Below are 24046 nucleotides of genomic sequence, written 5' to 3' on the forward strand. Positions count from 1 at the left end.
AGTCGGACTAGTCGGCGATGCGGAACACGTCGGCGTCGTCCATCCGTGGTCCGCGCGGGTGGTGCGCGTCGGTGTCAGCCGGGACCCCAGCGATGATGACCATGATGGCCTGTTCGCCGTCGCGAAGGAATTCCTTGGTGACGGCATCGGCATCAAAACCGCCCATCGGGCCGACGCCTAGTCCGACGGCGCGGAGGCCCAAGATGAAATAGGCCGCCTGCAGGTTGGCGGACTGAAGAGCGACGGCGGTGCGCACCTCTTCGTTGCCCTCGAACATGTCGCGAGGGCCATCGCCGCCGGCGGGGAACTGCTGGGGCAAGTGGTTGTGGAAGTTCGTGTCTGCGGCCAAGACGAAGGCGAGGGGTGCCTTTTCGGTCTTGGCTTGGTTGTTGCCCATCATGTGTGGGACGAGGCGGGAACGCTTGTCCTTGGGGACCTCGATGATGCGCAGTGGTTGCCCGTTCATCGACGTCGGGCCCCACTTGACGAGGTCACGTACGGATTTAATGACCTCGGGGTCGATGCTGGTGTCCTCAAAAGCGCTGGTGGTGTGGGCGTCGCGGAAGAGGACGTTGAGGGCTTCGTCGTTAATGATGAATGGTGCTGTAATTGACATGTCATTTATGACTACGCGGGTGGGGAGGGCGTGTCAACTGGAATATTCCCTGGAGGACGATCGCGGGTTTGTGATCGTGAGTTTAAAAGGGAGTATCTTCCAGCCGAATTCCCGCATGCGCCAGGGTTGCTCGGCCCGAGTCAGTTAAACGAACAGCGCGAGTCTCCTTAATACGTTTCACCCACCCATATCGAAGAATGTGGTGCACAATTCTTTACCAAGGGACCCCGCGATATGGAAGCGTCGCTCGGTCGAGTCCATGCACGGAGTGGCAGTCAAGGAATCCGGGTGGGGAAGTTCCCATGTAGACAGCAATTCGCAGCCCGTGGGCGTGAGCTCCCATGTCTTGGTTAGATATTCCCGGCTGGAAAACTGTTCAGCCAGCTCTACTCCAAGTCTGCCTGCGAAGTGCTTATAGCACGTGCGACCAGCCCTGAACCGATCAGCTGAGTTGGAAGCCCGGAGGCTGTGTGCAGTATCAAGCTTTCTCTGAGTGAGGACCCCTAACTTCTCGATGGCATGGGCAACCTCATCGCTAGCAAGCCGGACATAACGATGTCGTCCTTGGTGGATATCAACCACTAGCCCCTGGTCAGCGAGGATGTTGACGTGTGCCGAGGCAGTGGAACGTGCAAGGACACAGTAATTAGCTAGTTCCCCTACAGTCCATGCGCGCCCATCCATAAGAGCTGCACACATAGCTGCACGGGACGTGTCAGCTAGCGCACCGGCAGTCTGTGAAATATCCGGAAGAGATTCAGGGAACGTGCGCATATCCATCGCTCCAGTGTGGGGCTCAATTAGTTCGGTGCTCGCCGAACTGTTCCTAGGTCACACTTGACCGTATCAATTTCGACGAAAACCAGGGGAGTGATGACGGTGAGCACGCAAGGTTCGCGGTACAGGGACACTTATGACGGCAGCTTCTACCTGGGCTTACGAACTTATTACAGTGCGCCACCTCAACGCTCAGCGCCGTAACACCGCTGTTCGAGCTATTTATCACTAAAAGAAATCGTCTGAGATGACATGGAAGGGGCAAGCGGTGGCCGTACAGCGAAAAACCGGGGCATTGGTGTCTGTGGTACTGGGATTTTTTATCGTCATGCTCGACACCACCATTGTGAATGTTGCACTTCCCAACATGGCCACTTCGTTGAATACGAATGTGGTGACGCTGCAGTGGGTCGTCGATGCCTACACATTAGCTTTTGCCGCACTCCTGCTGTCTGCGGGTGCTGCTTGCGATCGCTTGGGAGCTCGCGCAGTCTACGTCTTCGGACTGGTCGAATTTGGGGTGCTCTCTCTTGTTTGTGCCTTGTCATCAAGCGGGGGTGTCTTGATTATTGCTCGGGCACTTCAAGGAATCGGTGCAGCGGCTATCGTGCCCGGTTCACTGGCATTATTAGCAACGGTCTATCCTGACCCTGCTGAGCGCGCACGTGCGATTGGTCTCTGGGGTGGAGCCGGTGGCATCGCTTCCGCGTGTGGTCCGGTACTTGGTGGGTTGCTTGTATCTGCGGTTGGGTGGCAGACAGTTTTCTGGGTTAATTTACCGATCATTGCATTTGGTTGCTGGTTGACCTTTCACAGTATCGATGCTTCCCCTCATGATCGCACGCATAGACTGGATCCCGCTGGGCAGGCGCTTTCGATTGGCGCGCTCGTGGCTATTACTTACTCTGTTATCTCTTCTGGGGAGCGGGGATGGACGCAGGAGCAACTCCTGGTCCTCTGGATCGGCGGTGTACTGAGTCTACTTTTCGTATGGGTGGAATATCGTCATCCAGATCCCATGCTGCCCATCGGTCTCTTTCGGAGCCCACGGTTTTCCGCCGCAACTCTTGTCGGCTTCGCGTTGAATGTCAGTTTTTTCGGGCAGCTATTTGCTCTCTCATTATTTTCCCAGACTTATCGGGACTATGAACCGATTATCGCCGGGCTTGCTCTAGCTCCTCAGGCCTGCAGTGCCGTAGTCGCTTCTCCCTTGGGTGGCCGGGTGGCAGCCCACATTGGTGCATTTCCAGCTATGTTCATCGGGCTTCTGATTGGAACAGTTGGATTCGGAAGCTTAGTCATTTTGTCCTCGACAACGCCATATCTTTTAATCGCCATCGTGTCCTTCATTGCAGGTTTTGGTATGGCATTCGCGATGCCTGCTGCTACATCCGCAGCTGTGACGACGGCACCGCCTTCATACACAGGTGTCGCTGGTGGAGTCATTAATGCTGCCCGTCAGACCGGCAGTGTTTTTGGTGTCGCAGTTCTAGGCGGCATGATTGCTGGAAAAGATACTTTTCTAGCCGGATTTCATCAGGCTGTGGGAACCGCAAGTGCCGTATTTGCTGTAGCAGCTGTACTGGTCCTCATTTTTCTGGCAACAACTCGTGCGCCAGTATCGAACAAGGCTCGCACCCATTGATTTCGTGATGTCAGGTATTATGGCTTGGACAAGACCGGTTCCGCTGACCAGAGGGTAGCCCAGGGCCAATCCTCATTTTTCTTTCGCTTCCCGACTTTGGAGGTTACACGAGGAACAAGGGGCGAAAAGGAGGTGTGGCAACGATGTCGTAGGAAACATCATGCTCGGTACGAACTTCAGGATTGCGTGCGCGCAGGATAGCTACTGCGATTTTTGAACGGTTTCGGTTCGATCTCAAACGCCGCCGCTTGCTCGGTTCGTTCTTCGACGGTCCTGTGCATCGCGAGGTCATCGGTGGTTCTTCTAACGGCGTTATAGCTCATTCGATTAAGGAACCCGTTAGTGTTTACCCATAGACTGTTCACTATCTATTGCTCTGGGTAGAAAGACTCGTTATCTCCACGAACATCAACAACAATAACGGTAACGTGTTCATTCAGTCTGGCAAACTTATCTGCGGTCTAGGGGTGTGGGGCACGTTCGTCAACTTAGAGCTGCCTGACAGTATTGGTAACAAGGTCCCTTGTTTAGAGACAAGCTGATAGCCTGGACCTCAACTGCTCCATACCCCTAGTCCAAGCGGCCACGTTCATATGATCGTGTCCCCAAGTACGAGGAGATCGACGATGAATATCTTTCATTCAACAGCTGTAGCAGCTTTAGCTCTAGCGGCGACGGTAGTCGTTCCGGCGAATGCTTACGCTAGTGAGGCACCTGATGCACTATCGGCAGATTCCGTAAGAGAAACAGTACTGGCTCCAGGCGAAAGCGCTGTTTTTCAAAAAGGCGACATTGCTAGGGTTGAACTAATCCCATCTGATCTGTCAAGGAAAAGGCAGGCTAGATCGGCTGATTTAGCGACGGCGCCGAACTGTATTGTCGCGAAAGCCGAAAAAGGATTTGTTCAGGTGTATAACAATTGCGGTGGGAAAGAACCCCAACGCATTAAAGTCAAGTTAGCCTTTGGCCCCGACACGGCATGTAAAGCAATCCAGCCTGGTACCCGTTCTAACGTCGGCCCTGCTATTGGTCGGGTCGACGGAGTCTACCTCTGCTAGAGAGTAAAGATCAGGAAGAAGACATGAAAACACTACGCAGTAAAATCGCTTCCGGAGTGATTGTGGCTCTTACTTTTTCCACATGTTTCGTGCCTCAGGCTGGCGCATTAGGGAAAAGCGATCCCCGTCACAAGGATAGTATCGGGACATACACGGTAAAATGTCAGGTGCATGAGAATGCTCCGGGGAACCCCGTCAGTGGTTTTGTATTCGGTAATCACTCCAGCGATCCTGATGAAGCCGAGAAGGATGCCGATCTGTTCGTCTCTAAATTCGGCTCAAATCATACAAAGCGTCATTGTAAGACGCAGAAGAAATACCAGCCTCGAGGCGCTTACACAACGTCTATGGATGTCATGTAGTCCCTCATGCTAGAGAAAGGAAGTGGCATGGACGAGGTTGAAACGTGGTGCTTTTTTACCAAATTCGTATGCCGCTACGACGATCTTGATCAGGCAAAAGCACGGCATCAAAGATGCGTCGATGCCCTCCGCATAACGAACACGGTGCATTTCTCCTCCGAGGACGCCTATCAAGCCGGTCACACTGAACCGACTTTTAGACTCCTGTTAACAGAGATCATTCCACCGGGCAAGGAGATCACCCCTGAGAAAAAAAAAGAATATAAAGAAGAATATTCAGTCTTTGTTTTTGTCACAATTGTGGATATCCCCAACACCCCTGATTCAGACGGTGATGAAGTGAGGATTGTCGGCGAGAAATTAGAGATCGATTTCGAGGAAGGACTTCCTGCGAGATTCCCCAGCCGAACACGTGGTATCCGAGTCAGCCGAACCGGGAATGAAATTAATGGCTGCATCTACCAATAGCTTATGTAAAAATTTCGCAATGTATTCGCGTACACACCGGATACTACCTTCACATGGATATAGCTTCATAGCCGCTTACGTCCAATGGGTTTAGGCTAATGTTTGCTTAAACCGTTTTCGGTGTTGCATCAGGCCTTCTGTAGCCTATTGGTGATTTGAGGAGCAAAACGCGGGGGTGCACTTTTTGGACGTGTCACGTCATCATAGTCTGTGGACGTGTTCGTTATGTTAGTCTAATTAGTATTTGTTGTTTGCTTTTCTATTGGTCTGTATATGGAGAAAGCTTTCACTGTGCTCAAAGAGCTGAGAGATCTGCACCCGATGGCGGCGTCAATCCTCATTGTGACTGCGGTGTCCTCCTGGATGCTCACGCTGTCATTAGGTTTGACCATTGTTGGCGCTCAAGCTTCAGGGACTGACGCTGGGGAACAGTTCGCTGCAATAGGCGGCTTGCAGATTGCCTTAACGTGTTTGTCCGTCATCTTGTGTGCTCCCAGTGTGGTCCGCCTCGCGATTCGTCAAGATTCCCGGCGAGTGGCATTGTGGCAGGTTATCGGAGCGTCACCGCGTCAAGCCCGGTGGCGCTATGTGCTCTTGGCTTCTCTGTCGTCCCTAGTCGGATCGTTGCTAGGTGCATTTCTCGGTTATGTTTCGTGGCCTGCCTTCACTGATCTGGTGAGGCGGACCGGTTTCTTACTGACGCCGGGGTTAGAGTCGAAGTCGATTAACATCGGTGCCCTCCTATCTGGCCCCCTGAGTGCCTTCGGAGTTGTCCTCTTAGCGACACTCTTTGGATCGGCAGCTATGTCTAAGATCGATCCAGTTCAAGCTGTTGCAGAAACTCCTGAGCAACGAGGCAAAACCGGGTTCCTACGCTTATTCCCTTCGATAGCGATCGTTGCTGGTATAGCTGTCGGCTATATAGCAATCGCTAATACCTCACCGGTCACCAAGCCAGATAGTTTAAGTGGCCTGATTTCTGCATATTGGGGAGCGGCCCTCGGCTTACTGTTGGCATATGGCATCTCTGACAAGGCGTTGGTCCATCCTGTTGTGAGACTTGTCGGGGCTTTGTTTTCATTTACGAAGTCCGATTCGTGGTTTATTGCTAAGACATCCGCGTGCCGACGATCGATTGTCTCAACGTCGGTGATTACCCCGTTAGTTGTTGCTGCTGCCTCTGTTGGGTCTGTATTTGGCATGGTCGCTCAAACCAAGAACGTTTCTGTCGCCCTCGGTCAAAGCGAGGAGGATTTACAAGTTAGCCCTCCCGGACAAATTATTTTAGTTTTCGGCCTGCCAGTGATTATTGCTGCCTCGTCCGCGATTGTCTCTGTATATTTGACAAGCCGACTGAGAAATCATGACATTACACTTCTTGAGGTCCTCGGAGCCCGGCCCTCAACAATCCGTGTTGCAGCAGTCTGTGAATCGCTCATTTATTATTTATCTTCGACTGTCATAGCATTCCTCATGCTAGCGGTTAACGCGTTTTTTATGGGCAAGGTACTCGCTGCAGGTCCTGTTCCACATGCGTCTCCAGTTTGGTTCGGGAGCGAGACGTTTCTCTTACTCACCGCAAGTTTCATACTCTTGTCGATTTCAATAATTGTACCGACCATGCGAAGCTCTTCAGAGTTGAACGTCACGACATTAACGAGGTAAATCCCATGATGAATAGTCTCGTAGAGGTTTCAAACCTCAAGAAATCCTTCCAGATAAATAGACGGGATTATGACGAAATTCTCAAGGGGATTAATTTCTCCGCGGGGGAGGGTGAATTTGTTTCGATAGTTGGCCCGTCGGGTTCAGGAAAATCCACGTTTTTGTATTGCATATCTGGATTAGAAACGTTTGACTCCGGAAAATCAATACTCTGTGGTAATGACCTTGGCTCTATGTCGAGGAACGATCGAAGTCGTGCACGCCGACGCAATGCTAGCTTCATATTCCAGGATTACAACCTCATCGACTCCATGACCGCACTTGAAAATGTGGAGTTGAGTCTAAAGTTCTCGAAGAAACGAGTCTCCAAGAGAGATATCCGAAGAGAATTTGAGCGTTTTGGGATCGACGACAAGCTCAAGTTTTATCCAGCACAGCTATCAGGTGGTCAGCGGCAGCGCGTGGCGATCGTTCGAGCTCTCCTTGTCAGACCGCGTGTTCTTTTTGCTGATGAGCCCACCGGCGCGCTCGACTCATCGTCCACCAATGTGGTGATCGGTGAGCTTTCTCGGCTGTCGTCTCGGGGTACAACGGTGATCATGGTTACTCACGACCTGGAAATTGCGGCTCAGGCAGACAGGGCAGTCGTCATCTCCGATGGAAAGCTCGTTAGGAACTTGGTTTCGCCGACAGCTGCGTCGTTGTTCTCCGCAATCGAATCCAGATAAGTGAGTGAGAGGACAAGAGGAACAACATGCCAGTGGTAGCAGCTTTGATCGCGTCGGTTGGTCTTGTGATCGTGAGTATTCTGTGCTTGACCATCCCCGAAAACGCGGTCTCGGGAAAGGTTCCGAGAAACTCGGCGATCGGTATCAGAACGGCAGAAACGAAAAAGTCTGACGAAGGTTGGGATGTTGGACACCGTGCAGCAGCACCGATTCTCAAAAGAACGGGCATCGTCGCATTAATTCTTACAGCAGCACTTTTCTTGTCTTCTTTCTTCGGAGGTGAAATGAGCGTCGTGGCCGTCACTTGCGGAGTGCTTGGCTACGCCGTGATCATTGGTGGGCTGTGCTGGGCGGCTGTAGTCGCCAACAACGCAGCCAAGGAGATCAACGACCAAATGGAAGCGGAGGGGGTATAAGTCGTCTGCTTCCGTCACGGGGCTTAGACGCGTGTGATTCTTCGCTTGCTGGGCTCTCCGAACGTGAGGGCTCCATGTCTGTCAGGGATGACGATATTATTCACTAGTGTTAAACACCGGGTTTACGTCACACACTGTCTCACACAACTCACTATTATGTCGTGCATAAATCCCCGTAGCCGCAAAGAGAACCACGGATGGAGATAATCGTTTTACTCTCGGGTTCCGAAAGGTAACCAGGATAATACTGACAACGTTCGGCTCATCTCTCACGCGATGGGGCACAAAAACCCTCAGAGAGGGAGGGCTTTTATGACGACGTGGAAAGCTAGCAGCGGTACTTCTTTTACGGACGAAGATCTTGAAAAGTGGGCCAGGATTCAGGAGTCTGATGAGCCGTTTACTGGAGGACACCTTGGCTCTTCCCGTCCGGGTAGCCTAGTAAGCATTGGTAATCAGACATTTCCGGATAGTTACCTGCCCTGAGATATCGGAGCGCGAGGATACCCATGCGAATGCCGCATCATAACCCTCCCGCAATAACCGGGTTATTCATTAATACCTTTCTCACTTGCCGGAACGTCGTCTTCGACAAGTTTGCCACCGGTAAGTCGTAGAACACGGTCCGCTCGTTTAATGACATTCCTATCGTGCGATGCGAAGATGACCGTCGCATCAATGTTTAGGAGACGTTCCATTGCCAGCTCTGCTGAACTTGCGTCAAGAGCTGATGTTGGCTCATCGACCAAGACGACCGACGAGTCTTGCAAGATTGCACGGATGATTGCTACCCGCTGACGCTCGCCTCCTGATAGACCGCTGTTGCTATAGCCCACTGGGCGGTTCAAGCCGTCGGAACTGGCGAATTTATCTAGCCCGAACTGCTCGAGCAAGGTGATTAGGGTGTCATCCGAGGGAGCATGATTTGTTCCCAGAATTAAGTTGTTCCTTAGGGATGTCGGCAGTAGGTCAGGTTCTTGCTCGACATAAGTTATCGCCTTCCGCAAATCCCGCATACACCAGTCTTTGAGGGAACGGCCACCCACACGAATGTCACCGGCGGACGGATCGTAAAAACGAAGGATAAGTCCGAACAAAGTGGTTTTTCCGCTCCCGGATACCCCTGAGAGTGCTATCTTTTCACCGCGTTTAATCGCTGCGGATACGTCATTCAGTATTGTTTGGCCGTTACGAAAATAAGAGACAGATTCGAATTCAACGGCGCCTTCGACGCTGACATCACGCGAGCGGGTGAAACCATCCTCATCCCGATTTTCGATATCGAGGCTGAAAAGATCGTCGATTCGTTCCAGAGCCCCCTTAGCCTCGAATAAGGTGCCAAAAGACTGGGTTACCTGCGCAACGGGAGCGAGCATTAGAAATAGAGCCGTAACGAAGATAGTAAGGGTCTCTGCCGATAAATCTCCGTTGTTCAATCGGATCGAACCGACGAGAGCAACCGTGACGAGCGCTAAGTACGATGCGACCGTACTGAGGGGCTCAAGGACGGCCTCGACAAGGCTCATTTTTCGCCGATGCTGGTAGGCATGGTCAATCTCAACGGATATGTCTCTCGCAACCTTCGATTCAGACCGAAAGGCCTTAATCGTGCGGAATGCCGATAGAGCCGGCTGCAATATATCTCCCAGGGCGGCGAGGTGATCTTGCACTCTCGATGAGAGGCTCCGGAGGGAACTCGAAACGAGCACGATGATTACCAAAGCTATCAGGAGAACCGCGATGACGACGAGAAGTAACTTCCAGTCCACAACCGCCATGTAAACGAGCGAACCGATGATGACTGTGAAGCCACCAACAAAGTCGATGACCGTCGACGAAAAGGCGGTGCTGACGATCGAGGTATCCGACGTAATACGACTAGTGAAACTGCCGGCCCCTCTTTTCTCAAATTCGCTCATTTTCAAATAGAGAAGATGATCTGTGATCTTCTTGCGCATGTCACGGACAGCTCGATCTGCCGCAATAGAAGTCACATAGGTGGTCGAGGCTGTAAACACTGATGTCGCCAGAAGCGTCAGCAATAGTGGTGTAAGCGGCTTATAGAAATTACCTTCACTCACGCTAGACAGAAGCTGACTGACGAGTGCGGCAAAAGCAGAGTTGTTGCGGTGGCGCATAATGAAAGAGCAAGGCCCAGCGTTAATAGCCCGGCAATACCTCGAAGGAGAGAACTAATCGTCATAGATTTATATTTCCTTGGCGATCTTTGTGGGAGTGTTTACGTTGGCCTCACGCCGAAGTTGAGTGATCTCGTTTAGTACTGCGCAGCGGATGTCGAAAGTGGACTATTTCTGGTGTTCATAACGTGCGCAACAAACGCGCAGTGCGTCTTGCTCTTAAAGCATCATTATCCCCCGGTCAACGATGAACGCCTGTATGAGCCGGCCCGTGTGGAAAAGCCTCGATGGTGTGTAAAACTCATACTGACCAGTGTCTGGACAGTAACGGAGTTCAAAACTCGAATCTCCAGGCAGAGTGAATCTGCACATTGACAGGCGTTGCTCTCAAGGCAATTGTGGTAGTAGCAGATGCTGCCGTTATTCGTGACAGGAACTTACAATCTGGCCCCATTCACGATTTATCCAGAGCAAGCGCTTAAAGCTACCGTGTATGCAAACATATACCACATCAAGGCAGGGCTTTAGAGAAATAGTTACTGAGGTTAGGTGCAGCACAAAGGGTACGGCGGAAGATGAGAAGCACTAGGTTCGGGCTACCTCTGATGTGGCCGCGGAGTCCCACTTAGGCCATTAATTCATGGTTTCCTTGAGGTCGTCTCCACATCCGGCACCGATTTCTCGGCTTGGTGGCAGCAGTCCGTCATGCGGCAGGATTAGGGTCTGGCTATAGCGGAGTTCTGTCGTTGGTACAGGGGATAGGTGAGGCAAGTGGCGAAATTGGGGAGGGTGGCTGCTTCTTCATAGTGTCGGTGTCAATGGCAGGCGACTTCGAGGGCGCTAAGAAGATAATTTTATGAACGCCGCTCCACCTTGAAAACCAATTCGGTGATTGATGCGCGATTACTTATTTTCTATTGAGTGAAGCTAATACCTCGACTATCCTCCTCACTGAGGGCGATTGATTAGAATGTATTCGTTTGTGCAGGCACCCTTGTCGTGTGGCCGTGGATGCTAGGCCTCTTCAATGGCCATAAGCCATCCCATTGGAGGGAAGACATGAACCGCGGAAAACTTTCTCCAAACGCCATTATTGTTCTACTTTTCGGAGTAGCTATATCCCTTTATCTAGGGTTTTCCCATCATTCCGTTGTGGGAGCAGTCATATTTCTCGTCATCACTGCTATAGGAGCTTTCCTGGTAAATAGGTCTAAAACAGGACGAGGATGAGATCGGGAGCGGTCCACTCGTCTTCGCTGTAGGAGACGTGCGCGGGGCCTACCCATGTCTGGAGGAAGTGACATCCTGGTGCCGGCCACTACTACCACACGACGTTTGCGTAAATTAAAACAACAAGCTAAACAGCAAGAGAAACAGCCAAAATAACAGCGACGGCAATAAGAAGCGCCACAACTACATTTTTAACGTTCAGCCTTTCCTTTGATGCAAAGAGGCTAATTAATGCTACTGCCATGCACGGATACACAATTTTAACGTAATTGTCATGGACCCATCCGGATTGTGAAAAACAGTCGCGAATACAAGGCACACCAAGGCTAGAACGAATATGAACCGACGTATATTATCGCTCGTAAATGTTTGAGTGCTCGTACGATGATTTATCAATGGTTTTCCTTCCTCAGTGTCCCTAGGTGACGGCTGCTGGTTAGTGGCAGTCAGCAGCTCACAGAACCCAAGTATAGGCTACACAATATTAAATTAGTATAGTTTGCGAACGGGTTTTTGGTTAGCATGTACATCAGAGATGGCTACTGCCTTAAATATCACCCAACCGGGTTTCCGGCCTCACCACACATAAGAGAGACGGACAGGAAAGGATGCGTACTATGAGCAACCAATCCAACCATCCACCCGCGCAGCGGATTACTCGAGCAATGCTCTTAGTCCTGGTCATCGCCGTGGGCGTTATGGTCATTGAGTGGTTGTTGCTCAGTGCGCTGAACGTCGGGAACCGCGTCACGGTTTTCGTCATCGTGGCGGCTATTACCTCAGTAACAATTGGATCCGTTGTAGGGCAATGGACTCGAAAGCGGTGGCACAAAGAAAAAGCCTAAATACACTCTTGCAGGAGTCTAGTGCGGCACCATCTCTGCCACACGCACGTGCTCGCATACACTAGCGGCATGAGTTCTTTTCCGGTGACGGCTATTCGCGATTCGTCAATTAAGCTCGGTCAATTCATTAAACTGGCCAGCCTCGTTGAAACCGGTGGTGAAGCAAAGGAAGTGATTTCCGCGGGGCGCGTCGAGGTCAACGGCCAGGTTGAAACCCACAGGGGGCACACCCTGCATCACGGTGACGTCGTCACTATCGGTTCTATAGGAGCAGAAGTGGGTGGCCCCGATAACGAGGATGACTACTTCGATGAAGCCACCGCCGACGACGATTTCGACCCGGAAAAGTGGAGGAACATGTAATGCCCGCCTTTTTCGCTAGTGAAGGCATGCCCTTCTGGAACGAATTGCGCACGTATGACCTCGAGCGCTCCTCGGACTTTTACCGCGGCTTGTTCGGCTGGGAGATCGACAGCGCGGACAACAGCGCAAACAGCAGCGGCTACTACTACGCACGCAAGCAGGGAATGCCCATCGCGGGCATCATTCCGGTGGCATCAGACATCGGTAGCACCGCCCAGCATCAACCGAACCAATGGATGCTGTCTTTCCTTACCGACGACGTTCGCGCGGTAGCCGACCGATCTCGCGAACACGGCGGAACCGCCGGTGAGCCGGTCGACGGGCCGCGGGGACCGATGGTGGCCGCGACGGATATCGTCGGCGCACAGTTAGGGTTCATCCATCCGGCGTCGGAACCATTCATCGCTGGCGGGGAGCCAGGCACGCCCGTGTGGCATGAGCTCGCGGCCATTCTCCCCGACGGGGTGAGCATCGATGACGTCGCGACGTATTACACGCAGGTGGCGCGGTGGAACACCATGCGTCACGGGGAGGGTGCCCACACGGTCATCACTGCCGTGAGTGAAGGGGGCGCCTACGCCGGGGTGTGGTTCCCCGGGGAGCAAGGAGCCGCCGAGTTGAATGCGTCGGGGTCCCGATGGACGACGTATTTCGGGGTCGAGAACATTGTCGACGCCGCCGAGTACGCGCAGGCACACGGTGGGGACATCATCGTCCAGCCGCAAAACACCGAGTTCGGCCAGATCGCGATCCTGGCGGACCCCACTGGCGCTGCGCTGACAGTATGCGAGGCCCCGGAGCATGTGGAGGAACCGCATGAAGGGGACAACATTTTCGGCTAACTAAAATGCGCGGAGCCTCCGCCCGCATGTCCCGTTGAGGTACACCTCAATGAGGTAGATGACGTTGGGGGTGCGTGTTCGGGTGGCGGTCGGGACCTAGACCTAGACATGGCAGCGACGGAAGCTCGGCGACGATGGCGATGCATTCTTGGTCATTTTCCGACCAGGACACGTGGTAGGTGTATTTGTGGATATCCACCTAGATTGGGTCTGTTCCCCAACACTCAGGGGCACTTTACTATTGAGTGTTACAGGGGTGCAGGTTTACGGTGCACTTAAAGTTGTAAACCTGTAAAACTCCCACTGGTACGGTAAAAGACATAGCCCATGATTAGCGACTTAGTGACGATCAACGCGAAAAACGGCTTGTGAAACCCCCAACTGTGGATATGGCGCGGAAGCTCCCTAAAACGCTCGATACGTGCGTCTGCTCACCTATCAGCAACTTCGGCCAAAGAGAAAAGTTAACACCAGGAATAACGCCACCGGATAGGCGCGCCAGCGACTAGTCTCGGCGGGCTTGGTGGTGGATATAGTGAGGTGTCTAATCGGCGGTACTGCACGTTGGCGCCTGAATCAAGAGGTCACGGCATTTTTCTTTGGTGTTCTTCGCCGAGGTTGCGGATCGTTATCTCGGAGAAACAGATCCTAGAGGGAACCCTCTGCCATCGCTTGACAAATTGACGGCGTTTACGTGACTGGTAAATTCCCTAGGTACTGTCTCTTCACCCAAAGCCAAGTCATACCATAGCCTGGATACATTAGCTCCTTCGCTGGCGGGTTCGTCAACGTCTTTAGCCACACATGAAAGGCTATATAAACCCCATTCAGATTCATCAAATGGGTAAGTGCCAAAGTCTCGCATGTCCCTACGGAAATCTAGCATCATGACTTCGCGATATAATTCATCTCCTCCACGTGTAATCTCGTCAGTTACATAGAGTATCTCTGTGATTTCTCGAGCCTTATCTATCCTTTTTAAATACTGTTTATGAAATCGTTCAAGGTCAGACTCTCGAGCGAGGAAATAGGTTGTAAAAAGAAGGGTTTCGCCTAGCATATTAAATCGGATCACCGCCTACAGTGAAAGCTCCAGAATTTGTATACCTAGACTGAGTTTGACAGTGCCTTTTATGCGCATTTTTTCCGAATTTATTCGTGTATAAATCCGCATCTTTCTCAGCTTTTTTAGCACTCTTAGGATGATTACCGTAAATCAATCCTACTTTTGGGTTTCCTGGTCCGTTCTTCACTACTTGGCACTTCACTGTGTACATGCCCAGTTCATTTTTTGTCTCAGCCGAGAAAGCTGGAGCTGGGCTAACGAGCGGTAGCGAAATGGCAACCGGAATAGAGATAATCCACCTGGAGGTTTTAGACATACTTCTTAGCAAAGTTCTACCCTATCTACTCTCAGGTTTCCGCGGATGATCCATTTAACATTTGACCTGATACCTGGAGCAATCGTCTTACAGACGCTGTTTTTAGCGCCCAAAATCGGTACACCTTATGCGTTATTTACCTTAGGTTGGTCGAAATCGACTATGTCTGTGGAAATGATGGGGTACATTCCCACTCGCACCTCGCCTGAACTCAGTACGCCCCGTCGGAGGTGAGCACGGCCCGTCCCGTCTTCCACAGAATCATCAGGTCTGCCATGAAGCTCCAGTTCTCGACGTAGTTGAGATCCAGCGACACTGACTCTTCCCACGAGAGGTTGGACCGTCCCGATACTTGCCACAGGCCAGTCATTCCGGGGAGGACCAGCATCCGGTTGCCCACCAGTCCGGTGTACTGCTCGACCTCACGCCGCAGCGGGGGACGTGGCCCGACCAGGCTCATATCGCCCCTCAGAACGTTAAATAGCTGCGGCAGTTCGTCGATACTGTAGCGACGCAAGAACGAACCCACCCGCGTCACTCGCGGATCATTTTTCATCTTGAACAGCACGTCGTTGCCGTCGCTCTGGTCCTTCAACTGGGCCACCATTTGATCCGCGTTCTGCACCATCGACCGGAACTTGATCATCCCGAACGGCTTGTTGTTCTTGCCCATTCGTTCCGCGGTGTAGAAAACCGGGCCGCCGTCGTCGAGCTTGATAGCCAGCGCACAGACCAGCAGCAGGGGAGAAGCCATTAGCAGCAGAAGGGCAGCCACCACGCGATCAAACACGATTTTCGCAACGCAGTGCGTGCGCGCGTGCTGGGGGTGCTCCAGCTTGAGCAGCGGGACCCCGGCAATAGGCAGCATCTGGACGCGTCGGCCCGTGACATTGGCAACCGCCGGTGCGACCAGCAGCTCAAGATTAAGGCCATCCAGGCGCCACATGAGTTCGCGCATATCGTTCATACCGATCTGGTTACTGACGGTGACGATCACGGAATCGGCCTGCAGCAAGGACACCATGACGTCAATCTGATGCCAGTTATCGTGGATCTCCGCGTCAGGGAAACGACGCTTGAGCTCCGCGAGCTGCTCCTCACTGTGCTCATCCGACTGTGTACTGCAGAACCCGACGATGTCGAACCTATTGTCCAATTGCCGACGGAGTGTGCCGTACACCTCGGAGATGGAGTGCGGGTCGCCGATGAAAATGACCCGCTGGCTGAGCTTCTTGTGATCCAGCTGCCAGCAGTAGACCCGACGCCACCCGTACCGGATGAGCCGCAGCGTCACCAGGCCGACAGGGTAGGTGAAGACGAGGAACCGGAAGCCGGAGGTGTACTGAGTCAACTCGCACAGGATGGCGAAGAGCCCGAACGCGAACGTCGCCGCCCGGGCGATGCGGGAGTACTCCAACGCACCCTGGCCCAGGACTGCTATATCTGTTGTGCGCATCATGCGCCCAACCATCATCCAGAGAGCGAAAAGAATGACCTCAGGGACGAACATCGGGACTGTGCCCGTGCACGACCCGAGAGCGAACGCGCGCGCATTATGAGCCGTGAACGGCAGGAAATCGGCGGCCGCAATGAGCAACACCATAGCGATTCCCTGGCTGATCAGGATGAATGTCCCGATTCGCGATGCGTGCGCACATCGTATCGACTCCCGTTCGGAGGGGGTATCGGTCTCGACGCAGTCGTCGGCGCTGGACGCTGGAATTTCGTGGTGGGGCACGCGCAGCTCAGGTCTAGCGGAATGCTCGTCAGTGTGGCGTTCTCGGGCGCGGGTGGGTCGTTCCGCGAGACGAAGGCCAGTGATGTGTAACAGGCTCATGGGCACCGCCGATAGGGAGGGTAGGAGTCAGGAGCATTGCAATGGGGAGCGGTGGGTTGATCCTCATAACAATTTGATAACGCCCATATAGTAGGACCTATTGGTCGAGTTTTCATGCTTCTGGTTCTGTTGTTAACCAATCCTTTACATAGGGGCTTCATAACGACGAAAAAACAGCGATCCTGCCGCTCCATCTGCACGTCGCGGGCTATTTTTTGCGACATTGCGTCCTATGTAGTTGGTGCTGTTAATGCCGATTTTTAGATGCGGATTAGTGGATCATCGAGGGTCGCTTGGGGGCATTATGAAGATAATTCTATAAATTATCGACGCCCATTTGTGAGGTTGGCCACAATGCGGTTGTGGGGGCTGCAATATAGGTGCAATATTCACCAAACCCTAACTACGGAAGCTAGGTACGCTGGTAACTGTGAAGGGCATCATTTTGGCGGGCGGGACCGGAACCCGCCTACATCCAATTACGTTGGGCACGAGCAAGCAGCTCACGCCCGTCTACGACAAACCCATGATCTACTACCCGCTGTCTACCCTTATTCTGGCGGGTATCACTGACGTCCTCGTCATCACCACCCCTCACGACGCCACCGCGTTTCACCGACTCTTAAACGACGGATCCGCCTTCGGCATTTCGATCTCCTACGCGGTACAGCCCTCACCAGCAGGCATTGCCCAAGCGTTTGTCCTGGGGGAGGAACACATTGGCAATGAGCCCGTGTGCCTCATCCTCGGGGACAATATCTTCTACGGGCCAGGCATGGGCACTCAGCTCCGGAGGCACACCGCACCTGACGGCGGCGTTATTTTCGCCTACTGGGTGAAAGATCCCACCGCATATGGCGTCGTCGAATTTGAACATCAGGGTGATGCGCCCCGTCAGCACACGTCGGTCTCGCAATTCCGCGCCCTGGGGATCGAAGAAAAGCCAGCGCACCCGAAATCTCACTATGCCGTCCCTGGCCTCTACTTCTATGACAACGATGTCGTTGATATGGCTAAGGACCTTGCTCCGTCGGCCCGTGGGGAGCTGGAAATCAGCGACATTAACCAGCGATATCTGGATGCGGGGCGGCTTACGGTCGAGGTTCTTCCTCGGGGGACGGCGTGGCTGGACACGGGCACGCACGATTCGCTCCTGGATGCGGGGAACTTTGTGCGCACCATTGAATCGCGGCAAGGGCTGAAGATCGGTAGCCCGGAAGAGGTTTCGTGGCGGATGGGCCATCTGACTGACGATCAACTCCGCGAGCGGGGCGAAGCGCTGGTTAAATCCGGATATGGTTCCTACTTGCTGGACCTACTCCGCAGGTAGCTTACGCGGATAGCGCTGATTGCTCCCGGTCGCTTACGCAGATAACTCGTGCGCGGGGATGCCCACCAGCACGGCCTCCGGGCGCTCGCACGACTTTGTCACCACAGCATTTGCTCCGACGGACACATCGTCGGCAAGTGAAAGAGGCTTGATAATCCGACAACCTGCACCTAAACGGACATTGTTGCCCAGGACCGTCTCCTGTCCGCGCGGGGCCTCGGAGATTGTGACAGAGGATTGCACCTTCAGATTGGCACCGGCTTTGACCCGACGGCCCATCACAACGCCGGTGGGGTGGTACAACATAAAACCGGGTCCGACGGAGACTTCCCACGCCAGGTCGGCGCCCGTCACGACATGATTAATTTGCTTAACCACAGACCCCAAGAGAGGTACACGCTTCCCCGCAACCTGAGAAAGCCGAAATATCACGACAGCAAGAAAACCGACATTGAGCAGACCGTGCAACCCATTTTCGGACCTGCGTGCTGGTGCATCCTGGAAGATGAACATATCGAGGATCATACGTGAGTACGCACTGCACCTGCGCAACTATCAGCCCCGCCATGAACGCGGGGAGCAGCCCCGCCACCTGCCCAGACCGTAACGAGAACCCCACGAACCAGAGAACATGAAAATACTCCACGTCACAGAGTGCTTCGCCGGAGGCGTCGCCACGGCCATCAACATGTATGCGTCACTCGTGCCCGAACACGAGCACATGGTGCTCCACACCGCCCGTCGCGCGAATTCACCAGCCGACCCCGACCCGGAATTATTCAGCCGGTCGTGGCGCCTTCCGGACGAGCACCGGGCAGCCATCGACACAGTTCGACGAGTGCGCGACGAGATTGCGCCGGATGTGATCCACGCTCATTCCAGCTTTGCCGGCGCGTACGTCCGCCTCGCCCGCTTGCGCGGAAGTAGGCGCCGCACACCCACGGTGTACACACCCCACGGTGTGGCCTTCGCGCGGAAAGACATCTCGGCGCTACACCGCGCGGTGTTCTATTCCGCCGAATGGGCATTGTCGTGGGGAACTTCTGTCTTCGCGCCCTGTGGCCAGTGGGAAGGCGACGTTCTCCGGCGGCTCAACCGCCGAATACCGCAGGTCGTGATACCTAACGCCACGATGCCTACCGGGGTGACATGGAACCCCACCGGCGCCCCCACGGTGGGGATTTCCGGGCGCGTCACACCCCAGCGCAGCCCCGAACTCTTCGCCGCGATCGCGCGCCGGGTGCATGAAGAGCGGCCCGACGTCGAGTTCCAGTGGCTCGGTGGTGGGGACGCTGACCTCACCGCGTCGTTGCAGCGCGCCGGGGTTCACGTTACGGGCTGGCTCGATAAAGACGATCTGTATTCGCGCCTGGCGGGGGTTAACGTCGGACTTCATACAGCTTTGTGGGACGGGTACCCCATGGCCGTGCTCGAGATGAATGACATCGGTGTGCCTGTCCTGGTTCAAAACATCCCTGCTCTTCGGGAGTGCCCGGCTGAGGCGCGTTTCGATGGGGTTGACGACGCTGCTCGCAAAGTTATCAGGGCGATCGACGAGCCCGAGTCACTTCGGAATGCGTGGGAAAAGGTCCAGGACAATCACAGCGTGGCGACTCTCACGGACGCGCTCCATGTGTGCTATTCGAAAGCGGGGGGAAATTAAGGGTAGAATTACCATCGGTTTTCAGGTAAATAAAACTTATTAATTACCGCGTACCGACGTTACCGACCCAATTCACCCCCGATATCCGCCGCGATCCGAACCTACGCATGAGTACGACGCGCGATATCCGCGCTAATAAATATCCATTAATAACCGAAGGACACGAGAATGCGGGCTGCTCCCTCCACTGATCTCGGTGGTCGTCGCAGCTCTACGCCTCGAAGCCGTGTTCGCGACAATCACATGTTTTTTTCGCCCGAGGACATCATTGTGCTCTGGTTCCTCGGGCTTCTGTGCTCCTTGGTCATCAGTGGTTTGCATTCACATTTATTACCGCCGAAATTCGACCGCGACGCACAAGTCATTCAGAACCTCCTGGCGAAACCAGGCCTCGTGAGATACGAGGACTACGGATCCTTTGCCACCATCACGTCGGTGTATCACGCGCTCGGCTTAGCGAACTCACCGACGCTGGCGGGATTCTTTGGCGTCATTATTGCGCATTGCGCATTAGCCGTCGTCCTGTGGAGGATGAGACCAATCCGTGTGACCGCCTTTAGCGTCTGTGCGCTTGTTCTCTACTCGCTCCTTGTGGGCGTCTACCAGGGCGTTTATACCAAGGAAATTATTATCAGCACCGTGGTTATCGTCGTCGCGGCCGTGCCGACGGGCCTACAGTCAGCGTGGATATGGGACTGCGTTCTCGCCGTCGTCATGGCTGCGTTGGGCCACTATTTCCGCCCATATTGGGTGCTCATCGCCGTCTTCTTCTTTGGGCTCCGACTCTTCGTCTCTAACACCGCGCTGTCCCGCCGGTGGATCACAACCCGCAGATTCGTTCTGCTGATGGTGGCGTGTTCCTTGGTGGCGTCGTTAGTCATTGTGGCTCGTGGTTTCCCCGCGGACCACTACCGCACCTTGGTCAACGCGGGCCGAGGAGCCGACACCGGGTCCCTGATCGGCCGTTTTGTCGAGCACCCCGAACCGATCGCGGGAATAGTCAATGTTGTGCTCTCGACGGTCATGCTGATGTTCCCCGTGACCCTGGCGGCCAAACTATCGCCCTACTACCTGGTGATTTTCGTAGTCATCGCCAGTTTTTGGGCGAGCTACTTTTACGCCGTCCGGCAGTGGCTGCGCAGCGACCACCGGCCCCCGCTCGTGGGGCGGGCAGTGTGCCTGATCGCCGCATTCGCCGTTGTGCAGGGGCTTTTCGAGCCAGACTACGGGTCCGCACTCCGCCACCTCACGCCACTGATCCCGTTGTTCTTCATTGTTGCGGCAGGGGAGCGAGGCGCTGAACGTGTGGCAGAGCACGGTGTGCCAGGCGGCAGTCGTGCCGGACGCGGTGTGACAAGTCCACCATTGCCGACGCCAACCCAGCTATCGCCGCCAGCCCACCCTCCTTCACCACCCAACCGACCGAGTGACCACCCTTCAGCCCGTCAAAGTGAGAGCTAAATGACTTACCCGCAGTACAGTGACCACGCCGATGCCTACCCACACCCCGCGGGTGTCGCTATGCCTCCCGAAGAGGATCGGACTCAGATCGTCCTACGAATATGGGCAGTAATCCGGCGTAACACCTGGATCCTTGCGCTGTTTATCGTCCTGGGTGTCGCCGGCGCATGGGGTGTCTCCATGCTGATGCCGACGAAATACACGTCGACAGCGTCGGTTTTCGTCTCAGTGGATAGTGATGGATCTATTTCCGACGCCTACCAAAGCACCCAGTTCGCTGAACAAAGAATGCAGTCCTATGCGCAGCTCGTCAGCGGTGACGTCCTTGCCGAGCAGGTCATCAAAGACCTCAACTTAGACATGACGCCGCGGGACCTCACCAAGGAACTCGAGGCGACCGTCGTTCAAGACACCGTGGTCATGGAAATCTCTGCCACGGACACCGACGCTGCGCAGGCGCAAAGAATCGCGTCGGATGCCGTGAAGGTTCTCTCCAACCAGGCCGAGCAACTCGAAGCGCGCACCGACAACAACGACAACGGGAATTCGAGATCGCGTACGTCGTCGAACCAGCAGTCCACGACGACCCCCAGGATCTCTCTGATCAATAGCCCCGAAAAAGCGACGCAGCCATCGTCGCCAAAAATGGCGATGAACCTGATTCTCGGTGGTGTGCTTGGGTTCCTGGTGGCGTGCATCCTTGTTGCGCTGCGGTTCTTCCTGGATCGCTCGGTGCGGTCGAGCGAGGAACTCGAGCGGCGAACGGGCCTGCCGAAGCTCGGGAGCGTGCCCGTCATTCCAGAAGCTCAGCGCACCAAGCCCCTTGACTTTAACGACGATCGCGTCCGGCCGGCCGAAGCATTCCGCGAGCTGCGCGTTAACGTGCGGTTTGTCAATGTGGATAACCCGCCGCGCGTGATTTCCGTGACGAGTGCGCAAATCGGCGACGGCAAGTCCATGACCAGCCTGAACCTGGCAGGGGCTCTTGCCGCTGACGGCGACACCGTGTGCCTGGTTGATGCGGACATGCGACGCTCGAAGATGACAACCTACTTCGGTGGTGCCATCCACAGTTCCGTGGGACTCTCGACAGCGTTGGCTGGCGACGCCGACGTGGCCGATGTGCTGCAGGAAACCGAGATCACGGGCCTGGACGTCCTTGCTGCAGGTGTGACACCCCCAAACCCTGGCGAGCTTCTGGGCAGCCAAGCATTCCGCCACATTCTCGACGAACTACGAGAGCGCTACGACTGGGTGATCGTGGATACGCCGCCAATCCTGCCTGTGACCGATGGTGCATTGGTTGCTACCACTGTCGACGCCGTTATCGTCGCTGTTCGATACGGGAAGCGGAACTACGATGACGTCACCCGCACGCTTGCGTCTTTGCGGGCCGTGCACGCGCCGATCATCGGTACTGTTCTAACGGCCGTGCCGCAAAAGTCCGATGAAGGGCGATACGTGGGGTCCTACTCCAGGTATGAATCGGGAAGCGACCATAAGGCTGTGGCTGCGGCTCCTGCATCTTCGACGACCAGCGTCGGGGATGAAGACAAGTCTGAAAAGGATAAGTCTGACGTTGTTGAGCAGCCGGATGTTGACGAGAGCAGTACCGCTGAGGACGATGCTGTTGGGGATGGGACGAGTGCCGACGAGGGCGCGGCGGGTGCCGACGTTGATGAGGATGCTGCCGACGAGACCGTCAAGGCTGACACGAGTGAGGACACCGCGGAGGCTGAAGCCAACGGGAGCGATACCGTCGACGACACCGCGGAGGCTGAAACCGCTGTGCAAGTAGACACCGAGGCCACCGACGACACGTCCACGGACGACGCGGCTAAAGAGGGCACCGAGGAAGCTAAAGAAGACGACGGGAAGGACGACTGACTAGGGTAGAGGCCTATGAAGATCGTCTTCGTCTGCACCGGCAACCAATGCCGGTCACCCGTTGCCGAATATGTCGCGCGTTCGTTTGCCAATGAACTCGCCGCCCAGGCGAAGACAAAGGGCCCGCAACTAGCCGATTCGTCCTCACTGACACTCGAATTCGCCAGCGCAGGAACACACGCCCACCGCGGAACGCCCATGGACCCACGGGCCTTGCGCTTCCTCGCCGCAGAGGGCATTAACTCCGACGGCTTCTCCTCAACGCGCCTCAATAGGGCAGCTCTCGCGGGCGCGGACATCGTCGTTGGTATGGAAACCGCCCACGTCGAACACGCACTCCGGATCGCACCCACGCTCCTCAAGAAAGCAGCCACACTGAGGCAACTCGCAGCTTGGTCAACGATCGATTCAGTCCACTTCCCGGACGACATCGCACACCTTCGCGCTACCCGCGCCGGCAAAGAGATACTCGATGCCCACGGCCCTGACATCCCAGACCCTGCGGCAGGGAACGACGACGACTTCATGCGCATCAGCCGTGAAGTCCGCGACGACATAAAAGCACTGGTCAAGGCCTTTGTTAATGGCCAGAATGCCTAGTTTCACGCCCGCTGTTTCACGTCCGCCCCAAACACCAAGCCGAGGTTGAATGCGCCCGTCTCATCGTTCCCACATACGGCGGCACCACCCCGTACGCCGCGCTATCGCGGTTATCGCTGCGATCGTCGTCGCATGGTGCGTTTTCGCATCGCGCTTTTTATGGTTCCCCCACGTCGATAAACAACCCGCCCACGTCGACGCCATTGTGCAACTCGGCGGCCCCCACGGTGGCGTCGATACTTATGAAGCAACACGAAATATGGCGCGTGAGTACACCACGAACCTCGTCATTTCAGACCCCTATACCGAAAAACCCGATCTCGGTGCACGGATCTGCGCACCCGAACCCGGCGTCGCCGTGTACTGCATTCATCCCGACCCGAGTACGACGCGGGGCGAAGCGCAGGCCATCGAACAGCTCGCCGAGGAACATGGGTGGTCGCACATCATGGTGTACGCGACCGGGAAATACCACGTCGCCCGCGCTCGGATGATCATCGGACGGTGCTACAACGGCGATCTAAACGTCGGATATCATAAAACCTCTCTGAGCTGGAAAGACACCATATGGGAGTGGGCATATCAGACCGGGGGCGTCGCAAAGGTGCTTGTTTATCGAGGGTGCTAATGCGTGCTGATGGGCATCGCCAGAATACGTGACGACGGCGCACTACTGTGCTTACCTCACCGTGCTCGCGTAACCGACACTGCACTGTGTCCGCCCCAAGACCGG

The 24046-nt window shown here is 54.7% G+C and carries 21 protein-coding genes; 16 read left to right on the forward strand and 5 right to left on the reverse strand.

Annotation, left to right across the window (positions count from 1 at the left end; all coding sequences use genetic code 11):
* Window positions 1–7 precede the first annotated feature (7 nt).
* Both CKROP_RS00265 and CKROP_RS00270 read right to left on the reverse strand, forming a co-directional pair.
* Window positions 8–616, reverse strand: coding sequence for a malonic semialdehyde reductase (locus tag CKROP_RS00265; RefSeq protein ID WP_012730737.1), 609 nt, complete (start codon window positions 614–616; stop codon window positions 8–10).
* A gap of 177 nt (window positions 617–793) precedes the next feature.
* Window positions 794–1396 (reverse strand): ArsR/SmtB family transcription factor, encoded by a 603-nt coding sequence (locus CKROP_RS00270; RefSeq protein ID WP_237698427.1) that lies wholly within the window; start codon window positions 1394–1396, stop codon window positions 794–796.
* 265 nt (window positions 1397–1661) lie between these two features.
* On the opposite strand from CKROP_RS00270, the gene CKROP_RS00275 reads away from it, so the two are divergent.
* The 7 genes from CKROP_RS00275 (at window position 1662) to CKROP_RS00305 (ending at window position 7735) form a co-directional block, all read left to right on the forward strand.
* Window positions 1662–3038 (forward strand): MFS transporter, encoded by a 1377-nt coding sequence (locus CKROP_RS00275; RefSeq protein ID WP_148209595.1) that lies wholly within the window; start codon window positions 1662–1664, stop codon window positions 3036–3038.
* 626 nt (window positions 3039–3664) lie between these two features.
* Entirely contained in the window at window positions 3665–4096 is a 432-nt protein-coding gene (locus CKROP_RS10425; RefSeq protein ID WP_052292299.1) for an alpha-amylase inhibitor, read from the forward strand.
* A 23-nt stretch (window positions 4097–4119) separates the two neighbouring features.
* A complete protein-coding gene (locus CKROP_RS00285) occupies window positions 4120–4458 on the forward strand; it encodes a hypothetical protein (protein WP_041628703.1) in 339 nt (112 codons plus the stop codon).
* 27 nt (window positions 4459–4485) lie between these two features.
* Window positions 4486–4926 (forward strand): hypothetical protein, encoded by a 441-nt coding sequence (locus tag CKROP_RS00290; RefSeq protein ID WP_012730740.1) that lies wholly within the window; start codon window positions 4486–4488, stop codon window positions 4924–4926.
* A gap of 273 nt (window positions 4927–5199) precedes the next feature.
* Window positions 5200–6591: an FtsX-like permease family protein gene (locus tag CKROP_RS00295; RefSeq protein ID WP_012730741.1), complete on the forward strand. Its 1392-nt coding sequence runs from the start codon at window positions 5200–5202 to the stop codon at window positions 6589–6591.
* Window positions 6592–6596: 5 nt separating this feature from the next.
* Window positions 6597–7319, forward strand: a complete 723-nt coding sequence (locus CKROP_RS00300) for an ABC transporter ATP-binding protein (RefSeq protein ID WP_012730742.1) — start codon at window positions 6597–6599, stop codon at window positions 7317–7319.
* A 26-nt stretch (window positions 7320–7345) separates the two neighbouring features.
* Entirely contained in the window at window positions 7346–7735 is a 390-nt protein-coding gene (locus CKROP_RS00305; protein ID WP_012730743.1) for an SdpI family protein, read from the forward strand.
* A 548-nt stretch (window positions 7736–8283) separates the two neighbouring features.
* Here CKROP_RS00305 and CKROP_RS00310 read toward each other — a convergent pair.
* Window positions 8284–9873: an ABC transporter ATP-binding protein gene (locus CKROP_RS00310; protein WP_012730744.1), complete on the reverse strand. Its 1590-nt coding sequence runs from the start codon at window positions 9871–9873 to the stop codon at window positions 8284–8286.
* A gap of 1847 nt (window positions 9874–11720) precedes the next feature.
* On the opposite strand from CKROP_RS00310, the gene CKROP_RS00315 reads away from it, so the two are divergent.
* The 3 genes from CKROP_RS00315 to CKROP_RS10430 all read left to right on the forward strand — a co-directional run bounded on the left by CKROP_RS00315 (window position 11721) and on the right by CKROP_RS10430 (window position 13153).
* Window positions 11721–11948, forward strand: coding sequence for a hypothetical protein (locus CKROP_RS00315; protein ID WP_041628705.1), 228 nt, complete (start codon window positions 11721–11723; stop codon window positions 11946–11948).
* Between the two features lie 69 nt (window positions 11949–12017).
* Window positions 12018–12311: an RNA-binding S4 domain-containing protein gene (locus tag CKROP_RS00320; protein WP_041628978.1), complete on the forward strand. Its 294-nt coding sequence runs from the start codon at window positions 12018–12020 to the stop codon at window positions 12309–12311.
* Entirely contained in the window at window positions 12311–13153 is an 843-nt protein-coding gene (locus tag CKROP_RS10430) for a VOC family protein (protein ID WP_012730747.1), read from the forward strand. Before CKROP_RS00320 ends, CKROP_RS10430 begins: the two co-directional genes overlap by 1 nt.
* 1593 nt (window positions 13154–14746) lie before the next feature.
* Here the strand turns inward: CKROP_RS10430 and CKROP_RS00330 are convergent.
* Window positions 14747–16372, reverse strand: coding sequence for a sugar transferase (locus CKROP_RS00330; RefSeq protein WP_052292300.1), 1626 nt, complete (start codon window positions 16370–16372; stop codon window positions 14747–14749).
* A 430-nt stretch (window positions 16373–16802) separates the two neighbouring features.
* On the opposite strand from CKROP_RS00330, the gene rfbA reads away from it, so the two are divergent.
* Entirely contained in the window at window positions 16803–17702 is a 900-nt protein-coding gene (gene rfbA / locus CKROP_RS00335) for a glucose-1-phosphate thymidylyltransferase RfbA (RefSeq protein WP_012730750.1), read from the forward strand.
* Window positions 17703–17735: 33 nt separating this feature from the next.
* On the opposite strand, the gene CKROP_RS10435 is transcribed toward rfbA, so the two are convergent.
* Window positions 17736–18215, reverse strand: coding sequence for a hypothetical protein (locus CKROP_RS10435; RefSeq protein WP_169302933.1), 480 nt, complete (start codon window positions 18213–18215; stop codon window positions 17736–17738).
* 118 nt (window positions 18216–18333) lie between these two features.
* Here CKROP_RS10435 and CKROP_RS00345 point away from each other — a divergent pair, with 118 nt between their 5' ends.
* The 5 genes from CKROP_RS00345 (at window position 18334) to CKROP_RS00365 (ending at window position 23941) form a co-directional block, all read left to right on the forward strand.
* On the forward strand, window positions 18334–19365 hold the full coding sequence (locus CKROP_RS00345) for a glycosyltransferase family 4 protein (RefSeq protein WP_012730752.1): 1032 nt from the start codon (window positions 18334–18336) through the stop codon (window positions 19363–19365).
* Window positions 19366–19533: 168 nt separating this feature from the next.
* Complete coding sequence (locus tag CKROP_RS00350; protein ID WP_012730753.1) at window positions 19534–20826, forward strand: hypothetical protein; 1293 nt, start codon at window positions 19534–19536, stop codon at window positions 20824–20826.
* The gene (locus CKROP_RS00355; protein WP_012730754.1) at window positions 20827–22713 is read left to right on the forward strand and encodes a polysaccharide biosynthesis tyrosine autokinase; all 1887 of its coding nucleotides are present in this window, start codon (window positions 20827–20829) and stop codon (window positions 22711–22713) included. It begins immediately after the preceding gene.
* Window positions 22714–22728: 15 nt separating this feature from the next.
* Complete coding sequence (locus CKROP_RS00360) at window positions 22729–23313, forward strand: arsenate-mycothiol transferase ArsC (protein ID WP_012730755.1); 585 nt, start codon at window positions 22729–22731, stop codon at window positions 23311–23313.
* Between the two features lie 49 nt (window positions 23314–23362).
* Window positions 23363–23941 (forward strand): YdcF family protein, encoded by a 579-nt coding sequence (locus CKROP_RS00365; protein ID WP_012730756.1) that lies wholly within the window; start codon window positions 23363–23365, stop codon window positions 23939–23941.
* Window positions 23942–24046: the final 105 nt, after the last annotated feature.

Origin of the sequence: Corynebacterium kroppenstedtii DSM 44385 (assembly GCF_000023145.1) — a bacterium.
Taxonomy (GTDB): Bacteria; Actinomycetota; Actinomycetes; order Mycobacteriales; family Mycobacteriaceae; genus Corynebacterium; species Corynebacterium kroppenstedtii.

Excerpts from the sequence above, each read along its gene's own strand:
- CKROP_RS00265 (WP_012730737.1), bottom strand. The coding sequence starts at position 616 with ATGTCAATTACAGCACCATTCATCATTAACGACGAAGCCCTCAACGTC.
- CKROP_RS00270 (WP_237698427.1), bottom strand. The coding sequence starts at position 1,396 with ATGGATATGCGCACGTTCCCTGAATCTCTTCCGGATATTTCACAGACT.
- CKROP_RS10425 (WP_052292299.1), top strand. The coding sequence starts at position 3,665 with ATGAATATCTTTCATTCAACAGCTGTAGCAGCTTTAGCTCTAGCGGCG.
- CKROP_RS00285 (WP_041628703.1), top strand. The coding sequence starts at position 4,120 with ATGAAAACACTACGCAGTAAAATCGCTTCCGGAGTGATTGTGGCTCTT.
- CKROP_RS00290 (WP_012730740.1), top strand. The coding sequence starts at position 4,486 with ATGGACGAGGTTGAAACGTGGTGCTTTTTTACCAAATTCGTATGCCGC.
- CKROP_RS00295 (WP_012730741.1), top strand. The coding sequence starts at position 5,200 with ATGGAGAAAGCTTTCACTGTGCTCAAAGAGCTGAGAGATCTGCACCCG.
- CKROP_RS00300 (WP_012730742.1), top strand. The coding sequence starts at position 6,597 with ATGATGAATAGTCTCGTAGAGGTTTCAAACCTCAAGAAATCCTTCCAG.
- CKROP_RS00305 (WP_012730743.1), top strand. The coding sequence starts at position 7,346 with ATGCCAGTGGTAGCAGCTTTGATCGCGTCGGTTGGTCTTGTGATCGTG.
- CKROP_RS00310 (WP_012730744.1), bottom strand. The coding sequence starts at position 9,873 with ATGCGCCACCGCAACAACTCTGCTTTTGCCGCACTCGTCAGTCAGCTT.
- CKROP_RS00315 (WP_041628705.1), top strand. The coding sequence starts at position 11,721 with ATGAGCAACCAATCCAACCATCCACCCGCGCAGCGGATTACTCGAGCA.
- CKROP_RS00320 (WP_041628978.1), top strand. The coding sequence starts at position 12,018 with ATGAGTTCTTTTCCGGTGACGGCTATTCGCGATTCGTCAATTAAGCTC.
- CKROP_RS10430 (WP_012730747.1), top strand. The coding sequence starts at position 12,311 with ATGCCCGCCTTTTTCGCTAGTGAAGGCATGCCCTTCTGGAACGAATTG.
- CKROP_RS00330 (WP_052292300.1), bottom strand. The coding sequence starts at position 16,372 with ATGAGCCTGTTACACATCACTGGCCTTCGTCTCGCGGAACGACCCACC.
- CKROP_RS10435 (WP_169302933.1), bottom strand. The coding sequence starts at position 18,215 with ATGTTCATCTTCCAGGATGCACCAGCACGCAGGTCCGAAAATGGGTTG.
- CKROP_RS00345 (WP_012730752.1), top strand. The coding sequence starts at position 18,334 with ATGAAAATACTCCACGTCACAGAGTGCTTCGCCGGAGGCGTCGCCACG.
- CKROP_RS00350 (WP_012730753.1), top strand. The coding sequence starts at position 19,534 with ATGCGGGCTGCTCCCTCCACTGATCTCGGTGGTCGTCGCAGCTCTACG.
- CKROP_RS00355 (WP_012730754.1), top strand. The coding sequence starts at position 20,827 with ATGACTTACCCGCAGTACAGTGACCACGCCGATGCCTACCCACACCCC.
- CKROP_RS00360 (WP_012730755.1), top strand. The coding sequence starts at position 22,729 with ATGAAGATCGTCTTCGTCTGCACCGGCAACCAATGCCGGTCACCCGTT.
- CKROP_RS00365 (WP_012730756.1), top strand. The coding sequence starts at position 23,363 with ATGCGCCCGTCTCATCGTTCCCACATACGGCGGCACCACCCCGTACGC.